Genomic DNA, 18,583 nt, shown 5'->3' with positions numbered 1-18,583 from the left:
CAACCAGAAATGATCGACACCACCACCAGCGGCATCACTCCCGAGCAGGCCGCCGTCGAGGAACAGCTCACCGAGACCGTCATTGCCTCCTTCGCCGCCGCGCCCGACGCCCGGCTGAGGCAGCTGATGCAGTCCCTCACACGGCACCTGCATAACTTCATCCGCGAGGTCCGCCTCACCGAGGAGGAGTGGAACACCGGCATCGAGTTCCTCACCGCCGCCGGACACATCACCGATGACAAACGCCAGGAATTCATCCTGCTCTCCGACGTCCTCGGCGCGTCCATGCAGACCATCGCGGTGAACAACCACGCCGTCGGCAACGCGACCGAGGCCACCGTCTTTGGACCATTCTTCATCGAGGATGCCCCGGAGATCCCCAACGGCGGGGACATCGCCGGCGGCGCACCCGGCCAGCCCTGCTGGGTCGAAGGCACTGTCACCGACATTAACGGCAACCCCGTCCCGGGCGCCCGGATTGAGGTCTGGGAAGCCGACGAGGACGGGTTCTACGACGTCCAGTACACCGACGGCCGCACCGCCGGACGCGCCCACATCTTCGCCGATGAGAAAGGAAGCTACCGATTCTGGGGGCTCACCCCTACGCCCTACCCGATCCCGCACGACGGACCGGTCGGGAAGATGCTCGAAGCTGTCCACCGGTCCCCCGTGCGCGCCTCGCACCTGCATTTCATGGTCACCGCCGAGAATCTGCGCACGCTCGTCACTCACATCTTCGTTGAAGGAGACCCCCAGATTGAGACCGGCGACTCTGTGTTCGGTGTCAAGGCTTCTCTCATCAAGCGCTTTGAGGAACAGTCCCCACGCACCCCGACACCTGACGGCCGCGACCTCGGCGGCAAGTCCTGGACACGCACCCGCTTCGACATTGTCCTCGCCCCCGAAGGTACCTAGCTGGCTATAGGTCATGTCAAGTCCGCGTCCGGGCGCGATGGTGCACGCCTCGGGTGGGTCCGGGGCCGTGCGTAGGTTGTGTGGCGGCTGACGGTTGATTGGCTGGTCCGATGTGGTTCCGGGCTGCGCCCACGCTGACTTATCCGACCTTGGGGCAATTCTCCGGGTCATCTGGCGTCGTTCGGGCTGCGGCCGGGGCGAGGGGCCCCTCCAGGCCCGGCCCCGTCATCTCAAAGTCCACCGGACCCAACAAGCGGTGCCGACCCGCGTCGGTGACCGACAACGCAACTACCGTCTTGCCGACATCATCAGCCACAACCACGGGCAAATCAACGGCCACCGCGGCCTGAACAGACATAACAAACACCTCCGAAGGTATCGGGAGGACCCCGCGGATCAACCCGCCCGGGGCCCCAAGGGAATCTGATACATCCCGTCCTGACATCTCCGGAGGTGTTTGGGAAGGACTAACTCAACTCATATCAGCCGGTGCCGTGCACAACTGCCCGGTTCAGAGCTCTCGGTAGTAGTACAGCATTGGGTCGGTCTGGCCGGGTTCGGTGTTGGTGAACCCGTGTGCTTCGTAGAAACGGCGCGCATCGGTGTCCACGCCATCGACGTTGATCTCGAGGAGCGAACCGCCCCGGTCGCGTACCAAATCGAGTGCCGCGTCCAGGAGCGCGCTGCCGAGGCGGTGACCGCGCAGCCCTGGACGGACGTAGAGCTCATCGAGGATCGCGACCGGCCCTTCGTACCAAACCGGCAAGGCTAAGGATGAACAGCAGGGCCGCGACGATGTAGGGCGGCCGCCGCGATCGAGTCGGCATGCTGCCCGGTCCGACGAGCGGCCATGGCCGCGGTCTACGGCTTCCAGATCACCTTGTCAACGTCTGGCTTCGTGCTCACGATGCCGTATTTGACGAGCAAATCCGCGAACAGCTGGATTGCCTCCCTTGAAACGGCCGGGCTGTAGATCGAGAGCTTCGTTTGCGCCGCGACCGCCGGATCGGTGCCGAGCGCAGCGGGCATTGCCGCGCGGACCAGATCGTTGTTGTTGGCGAGGAAAGATAGCGCCTCGTCCATGGCAGCACCGAACCGTTTTACCAGGTCGGCGTCCTTGTCTACGAGGTTGCCGCCCGCGATCGTGACAAGTTCGTTCTCGCCTAGTCCGGTGTCATGGATGAAATCGCTGACGACCCTCCCGCCCTTGCCCGTCACCTGCTGCATGAAAGGCGAGACTGTCATTCCTGCATCAATCTGGGCGGCATCAATCTGGGCAGCAACCTCCGGGAACGACAATTGGACGAAAGTGACCTTGCTCGGATCCCCGCCATCAAGGGCTACAGCTTCCCGGATGCCGATCTCTCCGATGCTGCCCAGTGCGTTGACCGAGACCCTCTTGCCTTCGAGATCACGGGCGCTCTTGATGCCCGAGGAGGCACCGACAACTACCGCGGTTGCGTCTTCCACGACCTTGGGGTCGTTCTGAATAACACCATCTACGATGCGCACATCGAGACCTTGCGTGGCAGCGGTCAGAGCCGTGACCGGGCTAGCGAGCATGAAGTCCAGCTCTCCCGTTGCCAGCGCGGGCAGTTGCGCAGCACTGCTGCCCGCACCCATGACCAGTTCAAGGTCGATGCCGTGCTTCTCAAAGTAGCCCTTGTCGACGGCCACCTGGAGCGCCGCGACTGTGCTTGTGGGGAACACCCCGTACTTCACGCGCGTGAGCCCGGTGGAACCATTCCCGGCCTGGGTCGAACCGCTGCCGTCACCGCTTCCGGTTGCGCAGCCGCTAAGTACCAGCGCCAGCCCTAGGGTGCCGATCGTCACTGCACGCTTTTTTGTGATGTTCATATATATTTCGCTCTCCTTTGAGTGAATGCTGCGCGGCATTGTGCTCACCGCCGTACGGGCGACTTGCTGCAACAGTATTATCCACTAACGTATTTGTCACCTGATTATGCATTTCTATTATTCTTATGCGTTCTTGGCACAGGAACCAGCGGGTTTCAGGCAAGGCTGAATGGGTGGCGAGGTCAGATTCTGGCGTCGGTACACGACGCAGACCATCAAGCAGCAATGCCAGCTGCTGGAACGGATTCAGGAGTTCACGGGCGATTTTCCGTGGCAATGGCGTCCGGTGGACATTGAGGATTTCCTGGCCGGACTGCGTTCCCGTGAGAAGCCGATCAGCCTGATGACGTTGCGCTCGGATAGCTTTCGGCGATGCTCCAAGCCAGATCTGCTTTTGATAGAACACGCCCAGGTACACGACCGATGACGCCGTGCCGGCACGGCGGAGGGCGTTCATCGAGGCGGAACTGCAAAGGCGTTTCGATCACATCGACGATCTAATCGATCGTGAGTACGCGGTCGGCAACAAGCAGTGGCTGTACCTGTTCCGTGATTCGGTGGCGTTCAAGGTCTGCTGGCACCACCAAAGACGGATGAACCTCATGGACGAGGTCACCGTGGCACCTTCCTCCGCGCCAAACAGGAATTCTCAGTCGCCACGCCCTCCTCAACTGACTCACCGGACATGCCGTCAAACTGCCCGAGCTGCAGCAATCCCATCTAGACGTGTGGCAAGACGAAGGGCCGACAACAAGGTGCATTGCTGACGGCTCGAGGAGGGACTCATGCGGCGTCACCATCTCAAGTACCCCTGGCTGTATCCGGGTGCTCCTCTCCGTGGTGCTCCAGCAGCTCGTGCCTATGGTGAAGACCGATCCAGGGTGATGAAGCGAACGCGTCAATATCAAGACCTTGCGCCCGCGCTGGGTCCTCTCTTCTCCATGCCGGTCCCGGCAAAGGTGACCTGACCGCCTTCTGCGGAATCTTTATAGGCGGAACTTGACGTCCAGACATGGTTTGCTCTCATCCTTTGGGTTCAGGTCCGGGCTACACAAGCGCCGGTCACTGCTGGCCGGCTAAGTTGTGGACTGGCGATGGGGTATCAGAGTGGTCACCATCAGAAGGCGCGGAGGATGTCTTCGACGCGTTGTTTGGCGTCGCCGAAGAGCATTTGGGAGTTCTCGCGGAAGAAGAGGGGGTTTTGGACGCCGGCGTAGCCGGCGGCCATGGAGCGTTTGAACACGACGACGTTGTCGGCTTCCCAGACCCGGAGGACAGGCATGCCGGCGATGGGACTGCTGGGGTCTTCTGCTGCGGAGGGGTTGACGGTGTCGTTGGCGCCGATGACGAGGACGACGGAGGTGTCGCCGAGGTCCTCGTTGATTTCGTCCATTTCCAGGACGATGTCGTACGGGACTTTGGCTTCGGCGAGAAGGACGTTCATGTGTCCGGGCAGGCGTCCGGCGACGGGGTGGATGCCGAACCGGACGTTCACGCCGCGTTCGCGGAGCTGGTGGGCGAGTTCGGCGACGGGGTACTGGGCCTGGGCGACGGCCATGCCGTAGCCGGGTGTGATGACGACGCTGGAGGCGTTGGACAGCATTTCCGCGGTGGCCTGGGCGGTGATCTCGCGGTGCTGGCCGTGGTCAACATCCCCTGCGGTGGGGGCGGCGATGCCGAACCCGCCGGCGATCACGGAGATGAAGGACCGGTTCATGGCCTTGCACATGATGTAGGACAGGTAGGCACCCGAGGAGCCGACCAGTGCGCCGGTGATGATGAGCAGATCGTTGTTCAGCAGGAAACCCGCCGCGGCTGCGGCCCAGCCCGAGTAGCTGTTGAGCATGGACACAACCACGGGCATGTCACCGCCCCCGATGGAGGCTACCAGGTGCCAGCCCAGCCCGAGGGCCAGGACGGTGACCACGATCAGCAGCCACAGCTGGGAGTCATTGACGTACCAGACGGTCAGGGCGATGAACGCGGCCAGGGCGCCGAGGTTGATGGCGTTCTTGCCCGGCAGCATCAGGGGTGAGGATTTCATCCGGGCCGAGAGTTTCAGGAACGCCACGATCGAGCCGGTGAAGGTCACCGCGCCGATGAAGACGCCGATGAACACCTCGGCGTGGTGGACGGCCATCAGGTCCGCGGACAGGGCCGGGGCTTCAAGGTGCCCGTTCCAGCCCACCAGCACCGCGGCGAGGCCAACGAAGCTGTGCAGCAGCGCGATCAGCTCCGGCATGCCGGTCATTTCCACGACGCGGGCACGCCAGAGACCTATGGCGCCGCCGACCAGCACCGCGGCCACCAGCAGCACCAGCCCGGTCAGCCTGTGACCTGACCCCCAGACGCCCTGGAGGCTCAGCCAGATGGTCGCGGCGAGGGCGATGACCATCCCGGCGATGCCGTAGATGACCCCTGCCCGGGCCTTCTCGTGCTTGCTCAAACCGGCAAGGCTAAGGATGAACAGCAGGGCCGCGACGATGTAGGCCGCCCCCGCGATGGAGTCGGCGGTCAACGGACCGGAGACGGTGTCAGACACGGTAAGGCTCCTCGTAAGTGTTGTTGCTGCTTCGGTGGCGGCGCTCATGAACGTGCCTTCTCACCGCGGGAGAACATCGCGAGCATCCGCCGGGTCACAGCGAAACCGCCGAAAATGTTAATGCTGGCCAGCAGGACCGCGAAGGCGGCGAGCACCTGCATCACCGGGTTCTCGGACGTGACCTGCAGCAGCGCACCGACCACAATAATCCCGGAAATGGCGTTCGTGACAGACATCAGAGGGGTATGCAGGGCATGGTGGACTTTCCCGATGACGTAGAAACCGACCACGATCGAGAGCATCAGCACCGTAAAGTGCTGCGGCAGCGGCGCCGGGGCAACCGCGTTGATCACGAACAAAACCGCGATCCCTGCGGCGAAGAGACCAGCCTTGCCGGCAGCGCTGAGGCCCGGCTTCTTCTTCGGCGCGGTGCTTTCGGCCGCCGTGGTCTGGGTCTTGGCCGTGGGTGCGGCGGAGACCTGGACCTGTGGCGGCGGCCAGGTCTTCTCACCCTCGCGCACCACCGTCACCGAGCGCTGCACCACATCATCAAAATCGAGCCGCAGGACCCCGTCCTTGTCCTTGGTCAGGAGCTTGAGCAGATTCAGCATATTCGTCCCGTAAAGCTGGGAGGCCTGGGCAGGCAACCGCGCAGGGAGATCCGTGTAACCCAGGATCACCACACCGTTCTCCGTCACGATCCGTTCCCCGGCGACCGAGCCTTCCACGTTCCCTCCCTGCCCCGCGGCCATGTCAACGATCACGCTGCCGGACTTCATCCCGGCCACATCCTCGGCCGTGAGCAGCTTCGGCGCCGGACGCCCAGGAATCAGGGCCGTGGTAATGATGATGTCCACATCCCGTGCCTGCTCGGAGTAGACCTCCGCCGCCCGGGCGTTATACGCCTCACTGGTGGCCTTGGCGTACCCGTCGGAGGACTTCATCTCCTCCTCGACCTCCACCTTGAGGTAGGTCCCGCCGATGGACTTCACCTGTTCGGCGACCTCCGGCCGCGGATCCGTCGCACGCACAATCGCGCCCAGGCTGCTCGCCACCCCGATCGCCGCCAGACCCGCCACACCCGCCCCGGCGACCAGGACCTTCGCCGGCGGGACCTTGCCCGCCGCCGTCACCTGACCCGTGAAAAACCGGCCGAACTCATGCGCCGCCTCAATGACCGCCCGGTAGCCGGCGATGTTCGCCATCGAACTGAGCACGTCCATCGACTGCGCCCGCGAAATCCGCGGCACCGCATCCAACGCCAGCGCCGTGATCGGACGCGCCGCCAACGCCTCCACCAGATCCGGCCGCAGACCCGGGCTCAGCGACCCGATCAGCGTCGCGCCCGCCGCCAGACGGCCGATCTCCTCCGAGGTGGGCGGATTAACCCGCAGCACCACCTCACTGCCCCACGCCTCATCCGCCCCCACAATAACGGCGCCCGCTTCGGCATAGGCCTCATCACGAAATGACGCGGACTCCCCTGCACCCTTCTCAACCACAACCTCGTAGCCCAACCCCAACAACTGCTTCACAGTTGTGGGCGTCGCCGCCACCCTCGTCTCGCGGCCCAACTCGGCCACAATGCCAATACGTGCCATTTTTATCTAGTTCCCTTCGAGCGTGAATGGTAACGACGAAACGATCTGTCTCTCCACGCATAGTTACGATTCCTTGTATCTCGTGCGGCTTTCCAGCCTTGCCGTGTCGACTGATTTCAGGACCGCACTCCAACCGATGAGCCTATTCACTGTCGGCCTCGCGCACTCCCAGCCCGGCTTCGAGCGCCGGCTCCAGGCGGATACCGTCAGCATCGAGGCTGAGCGTCTGTGGAGTAAGCGGGTCGAATCGATCCGACGTAGCCACTCCCCTGTGCACGAAGTCAGTGACCAGCTTTCGCATGGCGACGGTTACCCGCGCCGATTCTGACATCGATGCGCCGTCGAGCATTGGGGCATCTCGCCATTGGGCGGTGTCGCCGAAGATGAACGGCAGAACGAAGCAGTGTGGCGCGTAGGCTGCCTCGAGCTTGCTGCGATGATCCAGCCGGACGACACGGGCGGGGACGCGTGCATGGGTTGCGATCTCGAGTGCGGGCGTGCGAAAAAGCGCCAGCGTGGCCGCGCGCACCATACGTAAATACGCGTCGGGATCATCGCCACGGCTTGCGAGATGGGCCGCCGCTGTTGCGGGATCGGTGAAAGTCCGATCGATAAACCGGTCCACGTCTGCCTTCGCATAATCCGCGCGCGGCCGGTTGCGAAGGAAGCCGGCAGACTCCTCGGCTGTCGTGATGAGAAGGACAGCGTCGGTATGGATTCGCTGGGCGGAGGAGGCGTAACGCGCCAGATCGCTTGGCGTCTCCTGCGATTCGGCGGGCATGTAGGGAAAAGCCTGGAGGTCGGCCCGGGCGCGTCCCTGCGCGGCAAGTAGCGCTCCGACCGGCGCGGTCAGCAGAGACGTCTCTGAGCCCACGGCGTCGATGACGGCCGCCCGATGCCGAAGCCAGATGTCCACGGGCAACGGTGCCAACCGAGGCATACTGATCAGCAGGGTCCGAGCGGCCAACCCGCGCATGCGGGGGTCGGTACTGAGCGCGTAGGCGTACCACGCCCCCGCAGAATCTCCCGCGATCGTTATGCTCCCGGGATCCCCGCCAAAGGCGCTGATGTTCTCTCGCACCCACTCCAATGCGGCCTGGAGATCACGTACCGGCTTGGTCGACTCTGCCGGGTCCCCGAGCGGACCGAAGTGCCCCGACACACCGAGCCGGAGGTTCACCGTGACGAGGACGATGCGCGCGTCACGCACAAAGGCTGGCGACTCGTACCATCGGCTTTCGCCCGAGCCGGTCGTGAAGCCGCCGCCGGGAATGAAGAACACGACGGGAAGTCCGTCGGCACCCGCCGGCGCCTGGACCCGAAGCGTGAACGCATCTTCCTGCTGCTCCAACTCACTGAGGGCGGGCCCCAGCAGGTTGTCGAGCACACCCGGCGTCTGCGGGAAGGCTATCGGCGGAACCTGTACTTCGCCTGACGAAATCGCGTCGATCTCACCGAACCGGGGATCAGTCCTCGGAGTCCCGTAGCGCACTCCCCGCGCGTCGATCACTCCTGCGTGAAGATGAGCGCGCACGTCACCCCGCGGGGTGGAAATCACGAGCATGGTGTTCACGCAATAAACTCGTGATCGCCCTCGCTGATCGCCTCGGTAATCTGCCAATACTCCACGTTCGTATAGGGCCAGACTTGCGAAACACGGCCGTGCGCGTTCTGATACCACGTGTGCACATAGGGCTGCCCCCATGCCATCCGGCGGTTGCCGGCGTCGATCCAGTCGACGAAGCGGTCCAGGGCCGCGGGCCTTACGTCGATGGCGGCCACACCCCTTTGCAGGATTTCGTAAACAGACTTGAGGGAAAACTCGACGGCACGTTCAATCATGAAGTGCAGGCTCCCGGCGACGACACCTCCGACGTTAGGGCCATAGATGAGGAAGAAGTTGGGGAAGCCGGGCACCGTGATGCCGTTGTAGGCGCGCGCATCGCCCTTCCAGAAGTCGTGGATCTCCACGCCGTCGCGACCGATGACCTCCACCTCATCGAGATAATCCGACGGCTTGAATCCGGTCGCGAAGACAACGATGTCGACTTCATGCTCAGCACCATTGCTGTCGACTATCCCGTGCTCGGAGAACCGATCGATACCCGCGGTCACAACCGTCGTGTGCGGGGATTTGAGGGCGTCGGCCCACACCCCGTTGTCACGGAGCATCCGCTTTGCGCCCGGCGGGTAGTTGGGAACAGCATGAGCGAGCAGGTCCGGGCGTTCCGCGAATTGCGCTTCGAGCAGCCCGGTCAGCACCTCCCGGACCTCCTGGTTCTTGCGGGAGACGCTCAATGGTGCGCCCGCCCAGTCTTCCTCTGCCGTCACGGTGTGCAAGCGGCCGGGGATACCCTGGATCGTCACCCATAGGCGGTTCCACTGCGCGTAGTGCGGCACCTTGCGTCGCAGCCAGGTGAAGGCGTCGGTGACGCGGTCGTGATAGTTCGGCGCCGGCAGCATCCAGGGTGCGGTGCGCTGGAAGAGCACCAGTTTCTCCACGTCGCCCGCCAGCGCCGGCACAATCTGGTAGGCGCTGGCGCCTGTGCCAATGACGGCAACGCGCTTTCCCGCGTAGTCCGCCTCGTGTGGCCACTCCTGTGAGTGCATGGTCACCCCGCGGTACTGGTCGATGCCCTCGAAGTGAGGGATGTGGGGGCGGTCCAACTGACCGAGAGCGCTCACGACGGCCGCGAAACTCCTGGTCTGCTCTTTCCCGGCGGCATCGCGGGTGGTGGCCTCCCACCTGCGGGCCCGCTCGTCCCAGCGGAGCCGGTTCAGCCGGGTGGAGAACTCGATATCCTCTACGATTCCCGCGCGCTCGGCGACGTCGCGGACGTAGTCGAGAACGTCCCCTCCCTTCGCGAACTGGTGGGGCCAGTCGCCCCGCTGCGCGAACGAGTACGAATACCCGAACGTCGGAGTGTCGAGCCGGACACCCGGGTAGGAGTTCTTGGCCCACGTCCCACCCAGCATTGGAGCGTCCTCGACGACGATATAGGGCACCCCGGCTTGCTTATACCTGTGTGCCGCAGCGATCCCGGCGATCCCTGCCCCGACGATGAGCACGGGGAACTCGCGACCATCAGCGATGTCCTCGAAATGCCATTGCGGCGCTCCACCTTTGTCTGTGGCGAGGTCAAGCTCATGCTTCAGCGAACCGTACCAATGCTCACGCCCCGCGGTGAGGAAACCCAGGAGATCAGTGACGATCTCATCCGGGAGCAGATCGACTGCTGTGATCCCGATGTCCCGGAGCTCGCGCAATCCGGCCAACGCCGCTGCCTTGGCGCGTTCCTGCTGATCGGGCGACATGCCACCGTGCGGATGGGGTTGGGTGTCCACCGGGCTCAGCGGAGGTTGCAGGTCGCTGCTCAGTGCAGACGTATCGCCGAGCGCCGCAGCGATGGCAACGAGCAGCACGGGAAGTTCCGCTTGTGCGATGATCTCCGCCAGAAAGGCATCGTCCTCGACGATGGGCTCTGCGCAAGGTTCCCAATAGAGATCATCGAACCGGGCGGTTTCGGACCGCGATTCCTGCATGTTGGGCATTCCGTTCCTCCTTGTAATTGTTATCGCCGTGAGTGTGGATTGACGTACGAACGCAGATTGTGGATGACGGACTGTTCGCTTTCGTCCGTGAATACCGCTGCAACGTAGCGGTCTGGACGAACCACCAGAGTGTGAGGTTTCCCCAGGTGTGGGACTGCGAGCACCCGCCCGGCGTCGAGCAGCAGCGGAGTGTTGTCTTCCTCAGTCGGCGAAACGGGCGTGCCAGCCAATCGAAGCCGGCGGGCGCCAAGCAAGGCCCAGAATGCATCCGGCCTATGCGTTGACGGGCTTTCGGCTTCCAGGGTCAACAGGGACCAGCCGTCGCCGAGGTGAGCGTCAAGCGGCGTCGTCCCGCCGTCCGGGTCGGTCACCGACGGCTGGCTCAGTGCGAAACCGACCGATGCCGCCAACCGGCGATCGACGTCCCGTCCCGCCTTGATGGCGACGCCGTTGCGGTAATCGGGCGGTGAGATGAAACGCATTGAGCCCAGATACCGGTGAATGGCGGGAATGAGGCTGACCGTGCGGAAGGCGATGTCCCGGACGTTGGTCTTCACTGCGCCCACAGCCATGACGACGGCCCCCGGTCCGGCGCGACACCTTCACCATTTTCGCTGCATGGGTGCGGCGTTCGGATTCGTAGGTGGACAGGAGGCGGTCCGTGCCTCCGCCGCGGAGCACTTCTAACAGCTTCCAGCTGAGATTGAGTGCGTCGCGCAACCCGGCGTTTAGCCCCTGCCCTGAGAAGGGCGGCATGAGGTGCGCGGCGTCACCGATCAGGAAGGAGCGGCCGGAGCGGTAGGTACGCGCGATGCGCTGGTGGGCGACATAGACGACGGCGCGCCTGACATCCTCCGGCCCGACCTGCGGATGGAAGGGCCGGGACAGCTCAAGAATTTGTGCCGGTGACGCCATCTCGTCCGCGTTTTCGTGGTCGAAAAGCATGAACTCCAGGCGCAGCCGCCCCTTGATCCCGGGGACCAGAACGTAGGGACGCGTCCCGTTGCCGTGGAACTCCGCGTAGGGCTCACGGTCCTCGGGCACGTTGAGCAGGTCGATGACAACCCAGCGTTCCTCCTGGGTCGACCCGACCAGGTCAATGCCTAGAGCTTCACGGACGAAACTGCGGCCGCCGTCTGCGCCGATGAGCCATGAGGCAGCCACAGCGCCATCTCCGGCGTCGGATTGAAAACCGACGGTGACCCCGTCTTTGTCCTGGGCGATCGCGTTGACTTGAGCACCTGTGAGAAATGAGATGCGATCGTCATTGCTTGCTTTTGTCCAGAGGAGGTCTTCCAGCACGGGCTGGTCGAACTGTGACTTGGCCGGGTGTCCGATGCGGGAAGGAGCCGGTTTCGACGAGGCAAGGGGCCTGTCGTTCAGTCCGAAGTAACGGCTCCCGGTGCCGAGCAGTGACTCCTCCTTCAGCGCATCGGCAAGGCCCAATCGGTCCATGGTCCGAAAGGTTTCGTCGGCGATGCTGATGGCCCTTGGCAGGTCCATCGGCGCGTTGGCGGCGTCGAGCAGCGCGACACGCGCGCCGCCGTCGGCGAGCAGCAGCGCCGCGGTCAGTCCCACCGGACCGGCACCGACAACCGCGACGTCGAAGTCGTCCATGGAGTTACCTTTGCGCATCTTTAGGCGACGAGGACGTTGCGCAGGGTACCGAGTTTGCCGACCTCAACCTCGACGACGTCGCCGGGGGCGAGGAACGTGGGCGGCTCCATGAACAGTCCCACGCCTCCGGGTGTGCCGGTCACAATGACGTCGCCCGGGGACAGCGGGGTGAATGCCGTCACGTACTCGAGGATCGCGGGGATGTCGAAGATGAGGTCAGCGACGGCGGCGCGCTGCCGGACTTCTCCATTGACCCTCGTCTCAACGACGAGTTCCGTGACGTCTCCGACCTCGGAAGCAGTCATGAAGTAAGGACCAAATGCGCCGCTGAGCGGAAAGTTCTTCCCGGGAGTCCACTGTCCGGTGTGGCGCTGCCAGTCACGTGCACTGAAATCATTAAACGCGGCGTAGCCGGCGACGACCTTAAACGCATCCTCCGGGCTGACGTGGTCCGCGGGAGCTCCCACGACCAATGCGACCTCGCCCTCATAGTCATACATGTCGCTCTCGCTGGGAATCGGCAAGTCGGCTCCATGAGCGGCAAGCGTGTCGGAGAAACGTGCGAACACCGTCGGCTTTCCGACGTCTGCCCTCCCCGTCTCTTCGCGGTGGCTGCGGTAGTTGACACCGATGCAGATCACCTTGCCCGGCGCAGCCAGGAGTGGGAGGAACTGGGTTCCTTCCACCGGCTGAACCGGCGCACCGTCGGATTCCGGCGTCGTGGCAAGCAGTCCGTCCACAATCGCTGACTGAAGCGAAGGAGAAAGATTGACGCCGCTGGGACCCAGGTCGAACAGCTGGCCGTCGATCTCCAGACCCCAGGTGGGCTGTCCTGCCGGGGTGAGGTAACTCGCGTAGCGCATGTAAGTCCTTTCTGGTGCCGACGGCATTCGCCGTCGGGGAAATCTTTGTGTTGCTTGAACTGTACGCAGAATGCATTCCTCAGTCAATAACGCACTTTCGAATGGTCAGTGCGTATGTGTAGTCTGAATTCATGGCACGACAAGCGAATGCAGAGACGATTAGCGTGGGGGTCCGCGACATGTTGCGGGCCGATATCTTCGCGGCACAGTGGGCCCCTGGCACAAACCTGCCGATCGGCGAGCTGACCAAGCGTTACGCCGCCAGCTCGACCGTGGTCCGGGAGGCCATGGTCCGGTTGGCAGGTGAAAAGTTGCTGCAGTTCCGCCCTAACCGCGGGTTCTTCATCTCGGAATACAGCCTCGAGGAATTGCGTGGCCTGGGTGAGCTCCGCTGTCGAGTGGAGGAATACGGCTTGACCCTGGCCATTGAACGAGGGGACGTCGATTGGGAGTCCGACCTCGTTGCCATACACCATCGGCTGGAACGGACGCCTCGCCGCGACAGCGAAGATCCTCACCACATCTCAACCGAATGGTTCATTGCCCACCAGGGGTTCCACGCAAAGCTGCTGGAAGCGTGCGGAGTCCCACTGCTGCAGGACTTCGCCGCCACCTTGGGCGAAGCGACAGCGCTTTACCGGCTGTGGACGGCTCCGGATCAGCGTGCCCAATCGCGGGACATCGAGGCTGAGCATCGTGCGATCCTCGATGCGACCATCGCACGCGACGCACCGTTGGCCACTCGCCTGCTGCGTGAGCACTACATGCGCACGATTGACATAATCGAAGCCGCCGAATTTCGTGCCGCCGCAAAGGCCGGGCCGGCGCCGGAGTGAACACTGCACGGGAGCTCTCTAGCCCCGCGCGACTGGGAAGGCCCCGTGCAGGCGGAAATCCTCGCCGTTATAGGTGCCCCACCGGTTGAACCACGTCCGGTCGTCCTGGTCCCATTCGATGGGGGGACGGTCGATCTCATGGATCTGCTCGAGGTCGGTGTACAACTCCACGACCGTGCCGTTGGGCTCGACGTAGTAGGCGGCGATGTTGTGTCCCGCGCCGTGACGGACCGGGCCCCAGATCAGTCGCCGGCCCCGGGCGAACAGCCGGTCACCGAGGCGCCCAAGGTCCGCTATGGACTGGGTCTGCCAGGCGTGGTGGTGCAAGGAACCGCGCCCCTTGATGAGGGCGATACCGTGGTGGTCGGGGTTGCAGCGCAGGAAGTAGGCGAAGTCCTTGCCGATGACGTCGGAGACCTTGAAGCCGAAGAACTGCACCAGAAAGTCCCTCATTGCTGTGGGATTCTGGGGGTGGATGTTGATGTGGCCGTAGCGGTCCGGGCCAAAGGATGACGGACCATGCCGGAACGTCTTCATGCCGACATAGACGTGATAGACGTATCCCTCGGGGCCCAGGACGGCGAAGCCCTCACCGATCTCCCGTTCCAGGGGACTGCGCGTGAGGATCGGAAACCCTCCGGCCTCGAGGCGCTTGCGGATGATCTCCAAACCCTCGGGGCTGTCGGCGACAAGGCCAATATGGTCAATGCCGTCCTCCTCGCTCTTCACGTAGACGAGCTCGTGGTGACGGTCCGCCGCGGACAAATAGGCCCTGTCGTCGTCGTTGTGTGTCATGCGCAGACCGAGGACGTCAGTCGCCAACTCGAGCGACTCATCGTAGTCGCGGGTCCGCATTGCGAGATAGCCCATTTCGGTAATCACACCCAGTGACATAGCTAAAACCTTTCTTTCAAAGTCGGCCGCTAAACGGAGCGGGACGCGCCGCCATCCACTCGGATGTTCTGGCCTGTGATGTAGCTGGCTTCTTCGCTGGCGAGAAACCGGATGACGCGGGCCACCTCTTTCGTACTGGCAGCCCTGCGCAAAGGTATTCGGGTGGTCCATTCCGCCGGAACAGTGCTCGGATCCTCTTTGGTGAAGCCCGGAAGAACGTTGTTCATCCGGATTCCGGAAGGTCCGTACTCGTCGGAGTACAACTTGGTGAAAGTACCCAGCGCCGCACGGAACGTTCCTGAGACCGGGTAGTTCGGGTTGGGCTCGAAGGGGGAACTCGTGGAGACATTGACGATCGCCCCACCACCCGCGGCAACCATGTGAGGGGTAACGATCCGGCTCATGCGGATGACGTTGAGAAGGTACATCTCGTAGCCCTCTGCCCACTCGTCATCGCTGATCTCCAGCACGGGCTTTCTGGCAGCGTGTCCGGAACTGTTAACCAGGACGTCGATGCGTCCGTAGGTGGTCAGCGCCAAGTCCGTGACTGCTTCCAGGTCCGCCACGGACCGGTTGGAACCCTTGGTTCCAACCCCGCCCAGGCTGCGGGCCAGCTCCATCGCGCTGCCGGAAGGCGAAAGCGCGGCAATACGGTACCCATCGCCGGCCAGTGCGCGGACCGCGGCGGCCGCGATGCCGCGGCCGCCGCCAATCACCAGTGCTACCCGGTCCGTACCGCTCATGGCTTGTCCGCCGCAGCCCCGAGGTCTGCGTAGTGCTGGACGAGCTTATCCATGGCCAGGGCAGAGAGCTCCGCGGCCTCGGCAAAGTCGATCTTGTCCCCCGCGGATGCCGAGATGTAAAAACCGTCCGTCAGTGCGCGGCCAAGCATGACGATCTTGCGGGCGAGGTCTGGTTTCACGCGCAAGGCTGCAGCGGGGATCCCCGGAGTGACAGCCTCGACCATGAGTTCGTACATCTCCTCGCGCACTTCCAGGTATTTCTGGCGTGCAGCGTTCCCCGCCAGCCGCTTCTCCAGCGCAAAGAGCAGTCCAATGATCCAGAATGCTTCATGCGCGTTCGCCGGGTCGGCGGAATTAGCCGCGGATCCGGCGATGGCCGTGCGGAGAATGACCCTGTTTTCCGGTCCCCGGTGCCGCGTCTTCCAGTTTTCGAAGCAGTAGTCGATCAGCGCGGCGAACAAGCCTTCTTTGTTTTCGAAGTGCCAGTACACCGAGCCGATCGGCAAACCGGATACTCGGGCCACCTCAGCCATCGTGGTGCCCTCGTAGCCCACCTTTACTGCAAGCTGCAGGACTGCCTCAAGAATGGCACGTTCATTTTCCGGGGTGGACTGGTGGACCCGGCGACGCTTGCCCGTTTCCGGCTTGACTGCTCCATTAGTGCTGACGTCAGCGCCGGCCCGGGGGTTCATGAACGCAACTCCCCGCCGGCTGTCGCCCGTTCGCCACCCGGGTTGATCTTGGCGAACTGAACTTCCTCGTAGACCTGATGGCGCAGTTCGCCGAAGCGGTGAAGCGACCTGGTGTCAGCCTGGCTGCGCACATCCGGAAGGTCGATGTGCAGGTCGGCCTGGATGATGGTCGGGGAACTCGAGAGCACCAGCACCCGCTCCGCAAGGTAGACGGACTCGTCAATATCGTGGGTGACAAAGAGAATTGTCATATTGAGGCGCTTCCAGACGTCGCGGACGAGGTCTTCGAGCTCGCCGCGGGTTTGCGCGTCGACTGCTGCGAAGGGCTCGTCCATGAGAAGCACGCTGGGGTTGGAGGCGACAGCACGGGCAATTGCGACGCGCTGCTGCATGCCACCGGAGAGCTGCCACGGGTAGCTCTTGGTCGCGTGGGAGAGACTGACGGCCTCGAGCGCCTCACTGACACGCGCCTTGCGTTCAGCCTTGGGCACGCCGGAGGTCTTCAGCGGCAGTTCGACGTTGGCTTCAACGCTCAGCCAAGGGAACAGGCTGCGGCTGTACTCCTGGAAGACCACTGCCATGCCCTCGGCAGGGCCGGCAACGCGCCGGCCGTCGAGCACCACGTCGCCGGATGTGGGGTCCAGGAGGCCGGCGATGCATTTGAGCAGCGTCGTTTTCCCCGAACCGGACGGCCCCACCAGGCAGGCGAACTCGCCGGCATGCAGATCGAAGGTGAGGGACCGTACGGCCTCTACTTCGTTGCGGCTGCCTACACCATAGACCTTGCGCAGCTGCTGGACACTGAGTCGGACTTCCGACTTGTTAGCCGTCATTCGAGGCCTCCTTTAGACCGTAGTACCATCCCAAAACGCGCTTTTGGATCGCTTGGAAAGCTACCGACAGCAGCACTCCAATGATTCCCAGGAGAACGATGCCGCTCCACATTTCCGGGATCGCGACGCGGTTTTGGAAGTTAATAATCGAATAGCCAATGCCGTCGGTCGAAGCGAACATCTCCGAGACGACCAAGAGGATGAGGCCGACCGCGAGGCTGTGGCGGATGCCGGCCATGATGAGCGGTGAGGCGCCCGGCAGCACGAGGTAGCGGATGCGGTCGAATCCACGCAGGCGGTAGACGCGGGCGGTATTGGTCAGGACTTCATCAAGGGACCGCACGCCTTCCACAGTATTCAGCAGGATGGGCCAGAGGCAGCCGAGGACGATCACGGTGACCTTCATCGTGTCATTGATACCGATCAGCAGTAGCAGAACCGGAATGAGGATCGTTGAGGGCACCGCCCTGATGAATTCGAGCAGTGGCTCGAGAAGCCAGCGCAAGTTCCGTGAGAGCCCAATCGCAACCCCGAGGACCACCCCGAGCACGATGGAGATCACGAGGCTGATGGACAGTCGCACCATGCTGGGGAGAACGTCCGTGAAGAACTTGTCGCTGAACCACACTTTGGCAAAAGTGCTGGCCAGCTTGTCCGGTTTGGGGACGAAGAAGTTCACTCCCTGGGCTGTGGCCGCCCACCAGATGGCGATGAGGATGGCCGGCAGGCCGAACCACATACCAAGGCGTTTGAGGACGATCATACCGCCACCTCCGAACGGACTGAGCTGTGCCAGAAGAGCACTTTGCGCTCAATGAAGCGGAATATCAGGTTTACCAGGATGCCCAGCAGGCCGGCTGTGAGGATAAGGGCAATCATGGCTGGCGGGTTGTCGTTGAGCTGGGCCTGCGCGACTGCCCGGCCGATCCCCGGCGTGCCGACAATGAGCTCGGAACTGATCGCGAGGATCAATGCGACTGTGGCCGCGATCCGAATGCCGGTCATCAGGTATGGCAAAAGCGTGGGTAGTACGAGGTGGCGGACCCGTTGCAGCCATGTCATCCGCATGGTGTGAACCGTGTCATTTGCCACCTTGTCGATATCGGTGATGCCGTACAGGACCTGGATCATGACGATCCAGAAGCAACCGTAAACGACGATCATGAGCTCGGCGCCGATTCTCGGTCCGAACAGCAGGGCAGCCAATGGGATCAGTCCCACGGCCGGGATGGGGCGGAGGAACTCGATGGTAGTGTGCGTCGCAGACCGCAGGAAGTTGCTGGATCCGATGAGCAGGCCGACTGCGACACCACCGAGGGTGGCGATGCCGAGCCCCAGGAACCACGCCCACATCGTCTGCCCCATGGTCAGCCAGAATTGGGTGAAGGTCAGGTTGGTAAAGAATGTTGGAAGCACCACCGACGGCGGTGGCAGGTGGTGCTGACTGACCGGGCCAAAGGCTGAGTAGAGTTCCCAGACGATGAGTGCGGCGAGGATGCCGGTGACACCCAGGACGTAGGGCCCGACAGCAGTCCACCGGGCAGCACGACGCACTCTGTGCTCCCGCGTAGGCAGGGTGCTCACAGCCACGCTGCTCAGGGTTGGAGTTTGCGTTTCCACGGTTTTGTTCTGCTCTCA

Annotated in this window: 18 protein-coding genes; 2 read left to right on the top strand and 16 right to left on the bottom strand. The window is 63.2% G+C overall.

Annotated elements, in window-relative coordinates:
- Window positions 1–9: 9 nt before the first annotated feature.
- The gene (locus AC50X9_RS01130) at window positions 10–915 is read left to right on the top strand and encodes a dioxygenase family protein (protein WP_494889238.1); all 906 of its coding nucleotides are present in this window, start codon (window positions 10–12) and stop codon (window positions 913–915) included.
- A gap of 511 nt (window positions 916–1,426) precedes the next feature.
- Here the strand turns inward: AC50X9_RS01130 and AC50X9_RS01125 are convergent.
- The 10 genes from AC50X9_RS01125 to AC50X9_RS01080 form a co-directional block, all read right to left on the bottom strand.
- Window positions 1,427–1,681, bottom strand: coding sequence for a GNAT family N-acetyltransferase (locus tag AC50X9_RS01125; RefSeq protein ID WP_494889236.1), 255 nt, complete (start codon window positions 1,679–1,681; stop codon window positions 1,427–1,429).
- A 95-nt stretch (window positions 1,682–1,776) separates the two neighbouring features.
- A complete protein-coding gene (locus tag AC50X9_RS01120; protein WP_494889234.1) occupies window positions 1,777–2,772 on the bottom strand; it encodes an ABC transporter substrate-binding protein in 996 nt (331 codons plus the stop codon).
- Window positions 2,711–3,229 (bottom strand): hypothetical protein, encoded by a 519-nt coding sequence (locus AC50X9_RS01115; protein WP_494889232.1) that lies wholly within the window; start codon window positions 3,227–3,229, stop codon window positions 2,711–2,713. The genes AC50X9_RS01120 and AC50X9_RS01115 overlap by 62 nt, the downstream gene beginning before the upstream one ends.
- Before the next feature lie 660 nt (window positions 3,230–3,889).
- On the bottom strand, window positions 3,890–5,362 hold the full coding sequence (gene pntB / locus AC50X9_RS01110) for a Re/Si-specific NAD(P)(+) transhydrogenase subunit beta (protein WP_494889230.1): 1,473 nt from the start codon (window positions 5,360–5,362) through the stop codon (window positions 3,890–3,892).
- Window positions 5,359–6,915, bottom strand: a complete 1,557-nt coding sequence (locus AC50X9_RS01105) for a Re/Si-specific NAD(P)(+) transhydrogenase subunit alpha (protein ID WP_494889228.1) — start codon at window positions 6,913–6,915, stop codon at window positions 5,359–5,361. Before AC50X9_RS01105 ends, pntB begins: the two co-directional genes overlap by 4 nt.
- A gap of 142 nt (window positions 6,916–7,057) precedes the next feature.
- Window positions 7,058–8,479: a carboxylesterase family protein gene (locus AC50X9_RS01100; protein WP_494889495.1), complete on the bottom strand. Its 1,422-nt coding sequence runs from the start codon at window positions 8,477–8,479 to the stop codon at window positions 7,058–7,060.
- A gap of 5 nt (window positions 8,480–8,484) precedes the next feature.
- Complete coding sequence (locus AC50X9_RS01095) at window positions 8,485–10,467, bottom strand: flavin-containing monooxygenase (protein ID WP_494889226.1); 1,983 nt, start codon at window positions 10,465–10,467, stop codon at window positions 8,485–8,487.
- 20 nt (window positions 10,468–10,487) lie between these two features.
- Window positions 10,488–10,838 carry a hypothetical protein gene (locus AC50X9_RS01090; protein WP_494889224.1) on the bottom strand — a complete coding sequence of 117 codons (351 nt, stop codon included), beginning with the start codon at window positions 10,836–10,838 and terminating at the stop codon, window positions 10,488–10,490.
- Window positions 10,804–12,084, bottom strand: coding sequence for an FAD-dependent monooxygenase (locus AC50X9_RS01085; RefSeq protein WP_494889222.1), 1,281 nt, complete (start codon window positions 12,082–12,084; stop codon window positions 10,804–10,806). The genes AC50X9_RS01090 and AC50X9_RS01085 overlap by 35 nt, the downstream gene beginning before the upstream one ends.
- 20 nt (window positions 12,085–12,104) lie before the next feature.
- The gene (locus AC50X9_RS01080) at window positions 12,105–12,947 is read right to left on the bottom strand and encodes a fumarylacetoacetate hydrolase family protein (RefSeq protein ID WP_494889219.1); all 843 of its coding nucleotides are present in this window, start codon (window positions 12,945–12,947) and stop codon (window positions 12,105–12,107) included.
- Window positions 12,948–13,078: 131 nt separating this feature from the next.
- Here AC50X9_RS01080 and AC50X9_RS01075 point away from each other — a divergent pair, with 131 nt between their 5' ends.
- Complete coding sequence (locus tag AC50X9_RS01075) at window positions 13,079–13,783, top strand: GntR family transcriptional regulator (RefSeq protein ID WP_494889215.1); 705 nt, start codon at window positions 13,079–13,081, stop codon at window positions 13,781–13,783.
- An 18-nt stretch (window positions 13,784–13,801) separates the two neighbouring features.
- Here the strand turns inward: AC50X9_RS01075 and AC50X9_RS01070 are convergent, their stop codons facing one another.
- The 6 genes from AC50X9_RS01070 to AC50X9_RS01045 are packed head-to-tail and all read right to left on the bottom strand — an operon-like array spanning window position 13,802 to window position 18,499.
- Window positions 13,802–14,677: a VOC family protein gene (locus AC50X9_RS01070; protein ID WP_494889213.1), complete on the bottom strand. Its 876-nt coding sequence runs from the start codon at window positions 14,675–14,677 to the stop codon at window positions 13,802–13,804.
- Between the two features lie 29 nt (window positions 14,678–14,706).
- The gene (locus AC50X9_RS01065; protein ID WP_494889211.1) at window positions 14,707–15,420 is read right to left on the bottom strand and encodes an SDR family oxidoreductase; all 714 of its coding nucleotides are present in this window, start codon (window positions 15,418–15,420) and stop codon (window positions 14,707–14,709) included.
- Window positions 15,417–16,112: a TetR/AcrR family transcriptional regulator gene (locus AC50X9_RS01060; RefSeq protein ID WP_494889209.1), complete on the bottom strand. Its 696-nt coding sequence runs from the start codon at window positions 16,110–16,112 to the stop codon at window positions 15,417–15,419. The genes AC50X9_RS01065 and AC50X9_RS01060 overlap by 4 nt, the downstream gene beginning before the upstream one ends.
- On the bottom strand, window positions 16,109–16,945 hold the full coding sequence (locus AC50X9_RS01055; RefSeq protein ID WP_494889207.1) for an ABC transporter ATP-binding protein: 837 nt from the start codon (window positions 16,943–16,945) through the stop codon (window positions 16,109–16,111). Before AC50X9_RS01055 ends, AC50X9_RS01060 begins: the two co-directional genes overlap by 4 nt.
- The gene (locus tag AC50X9_RS01050) at window positions 16,935–17,708 is read right to left on the bottom strand and encodes an ABC transporter permease (RefSeq protein ID WP_494889205.1); all 774 of its coding nucleotides are present in this window, start codon (window positions 17,706–17,708) and stop codon (window positions 16,935–16,937) included. The genes AC50X9_RS01055 and AC50X9_RS01050 overlap by 11 nt, the downstream gene beginning before the upstream one ends.
- The gene (locus AC50X9_RS01045; RefSeq protein WP_494889203.1) at window positions 17,705–18,499 is read right to left on the bottom strand and encodes an ABC transporter permease; all 795 of its coding nucleotides are present in this window, start codon (window positions 18,497–18,499) and stop codon (window positions 17,705–17,707) included. Before AC50X9_RS01045 ends, AC50X9_RS01050 begins: the two co-directional genes overlap by 4 nt.
- Between the last annotated feature and the right edge of the window lie 84 nt (window positions 18,500–18,583).

The organism is Pseudarthrobacter sp. HLT1-3 (assembly GCF_059383535.1).
This window is presented reverse-complemented; position numbering and strand designations above follow the sequence as displayed.

Bases quoted from the DNA above. Each gene is read 5' to 3' on its own strand.
- AC50X9_RS01075 (WP_494889215.1), top strand. From the start codon at position 13,079: ATGGCACGACAAGCGAATGCAGAGACGATTAGCGTGGGGGTCCGCGAC.
- AC50X9_RS01105 (WP_494889228.1), bottom strand. From the start codon at position 6,915: ATGGCACGTATTGGCATTGTGGCCGAGTTGGGCCGCGAGACGAGGGTG.
- AC50X9_RS01065 (WP_494889211.1), bottom strand. From the start codon at position 15,420: ATGAGCGGTACGGACCGGGTAGCACTGGTGATTGGCGGCGGCCGCGGC.
- AC50X9_RS01050 (WP_494889205.1), bottom strand. From the start codon at position 17,708: ATGATCGTCCTCAAACGCCTTGGTATGTGGTTCGGCCTGCCGGCCATC.
- AC50X9_RS01100 (WP_494889495.1), bottom strand. From the start codon at position 8,479: ATGCTCGTGATTTCCACCCCGCGGGGTGACGTGCGCGCTCATCTTCAC.
- AC50X9_RS01060 (WP_494889209.1), bottom strand. From the start codon at position 16,112: ATGAACCCCCGGGCCGGCGCTGACGTCAGCACTAATGGAGCAGTCAAG.
- pntB (WP_494889230.1), bottom strand. From the start codon at position 5,362: ATGAGCGCCGCCACCGAAGCAGCAACAACACTTACGAGGAGCCTTACC.
- AC50X9_RS01080 (WP_494889219.1), bottom strand. From the start codon at position 12,947: ATGCGCTACGCGAGTTACCTCACCCCGGCAGGACAGCCCACCTGGGGT.
- AC50X9_RS01085 (WP_494889222.1), bottom strand. From the start codon at position 12,084: ATGGACGACTTCGACGTCGCGGTTGTCGGTGCCGGTCCGGTGGGACTG.
- AC50X9_RS01095 (WP_494889226.1), bottom strand. From the start codon at position 10,467: ATGCCCAACATGCAGGAATCGCGGTCCGAAACCGCCCGGTTCGATGAT.
- AC50X9_RS01120 (WP_494889234.1), bottom strand. From the start codon at position 2,772: ATGAACATCACAAAAAAGCGTGCAGTGACGATCGGCACCCTAGGGCTG.
- AC50X9_RS01130 (WP_494889238.1), top strand. From the start codon at position 10: ATGATCGACACCACCACCAGCGGCATCACTCCCGAGCAGGCCGCCGTC.
- AC50X9_RS01055 (WP_494889207.1), bottom strand. From the start codon at position 16,945: ATGACGGCTAACAAGTCGGAAGTCCGACTCAGTGTCCAGCAGCTGCGC.
- AC50X9_RS01115 (WP_494889232.1), bottom strand. From the start codon at position 3,229: ATGAACGCCCTCCGCCGTGCCGGCACGGCGTCATCGGTCGTGTACCTG.
- AC50X9_RS01070 (WP_494889213.1), bottom strand. From the start codon at position 14,677: ATGTCACTGGGTGTGATTACCGAAATGGGCTATCTCGCAATGCGGACC.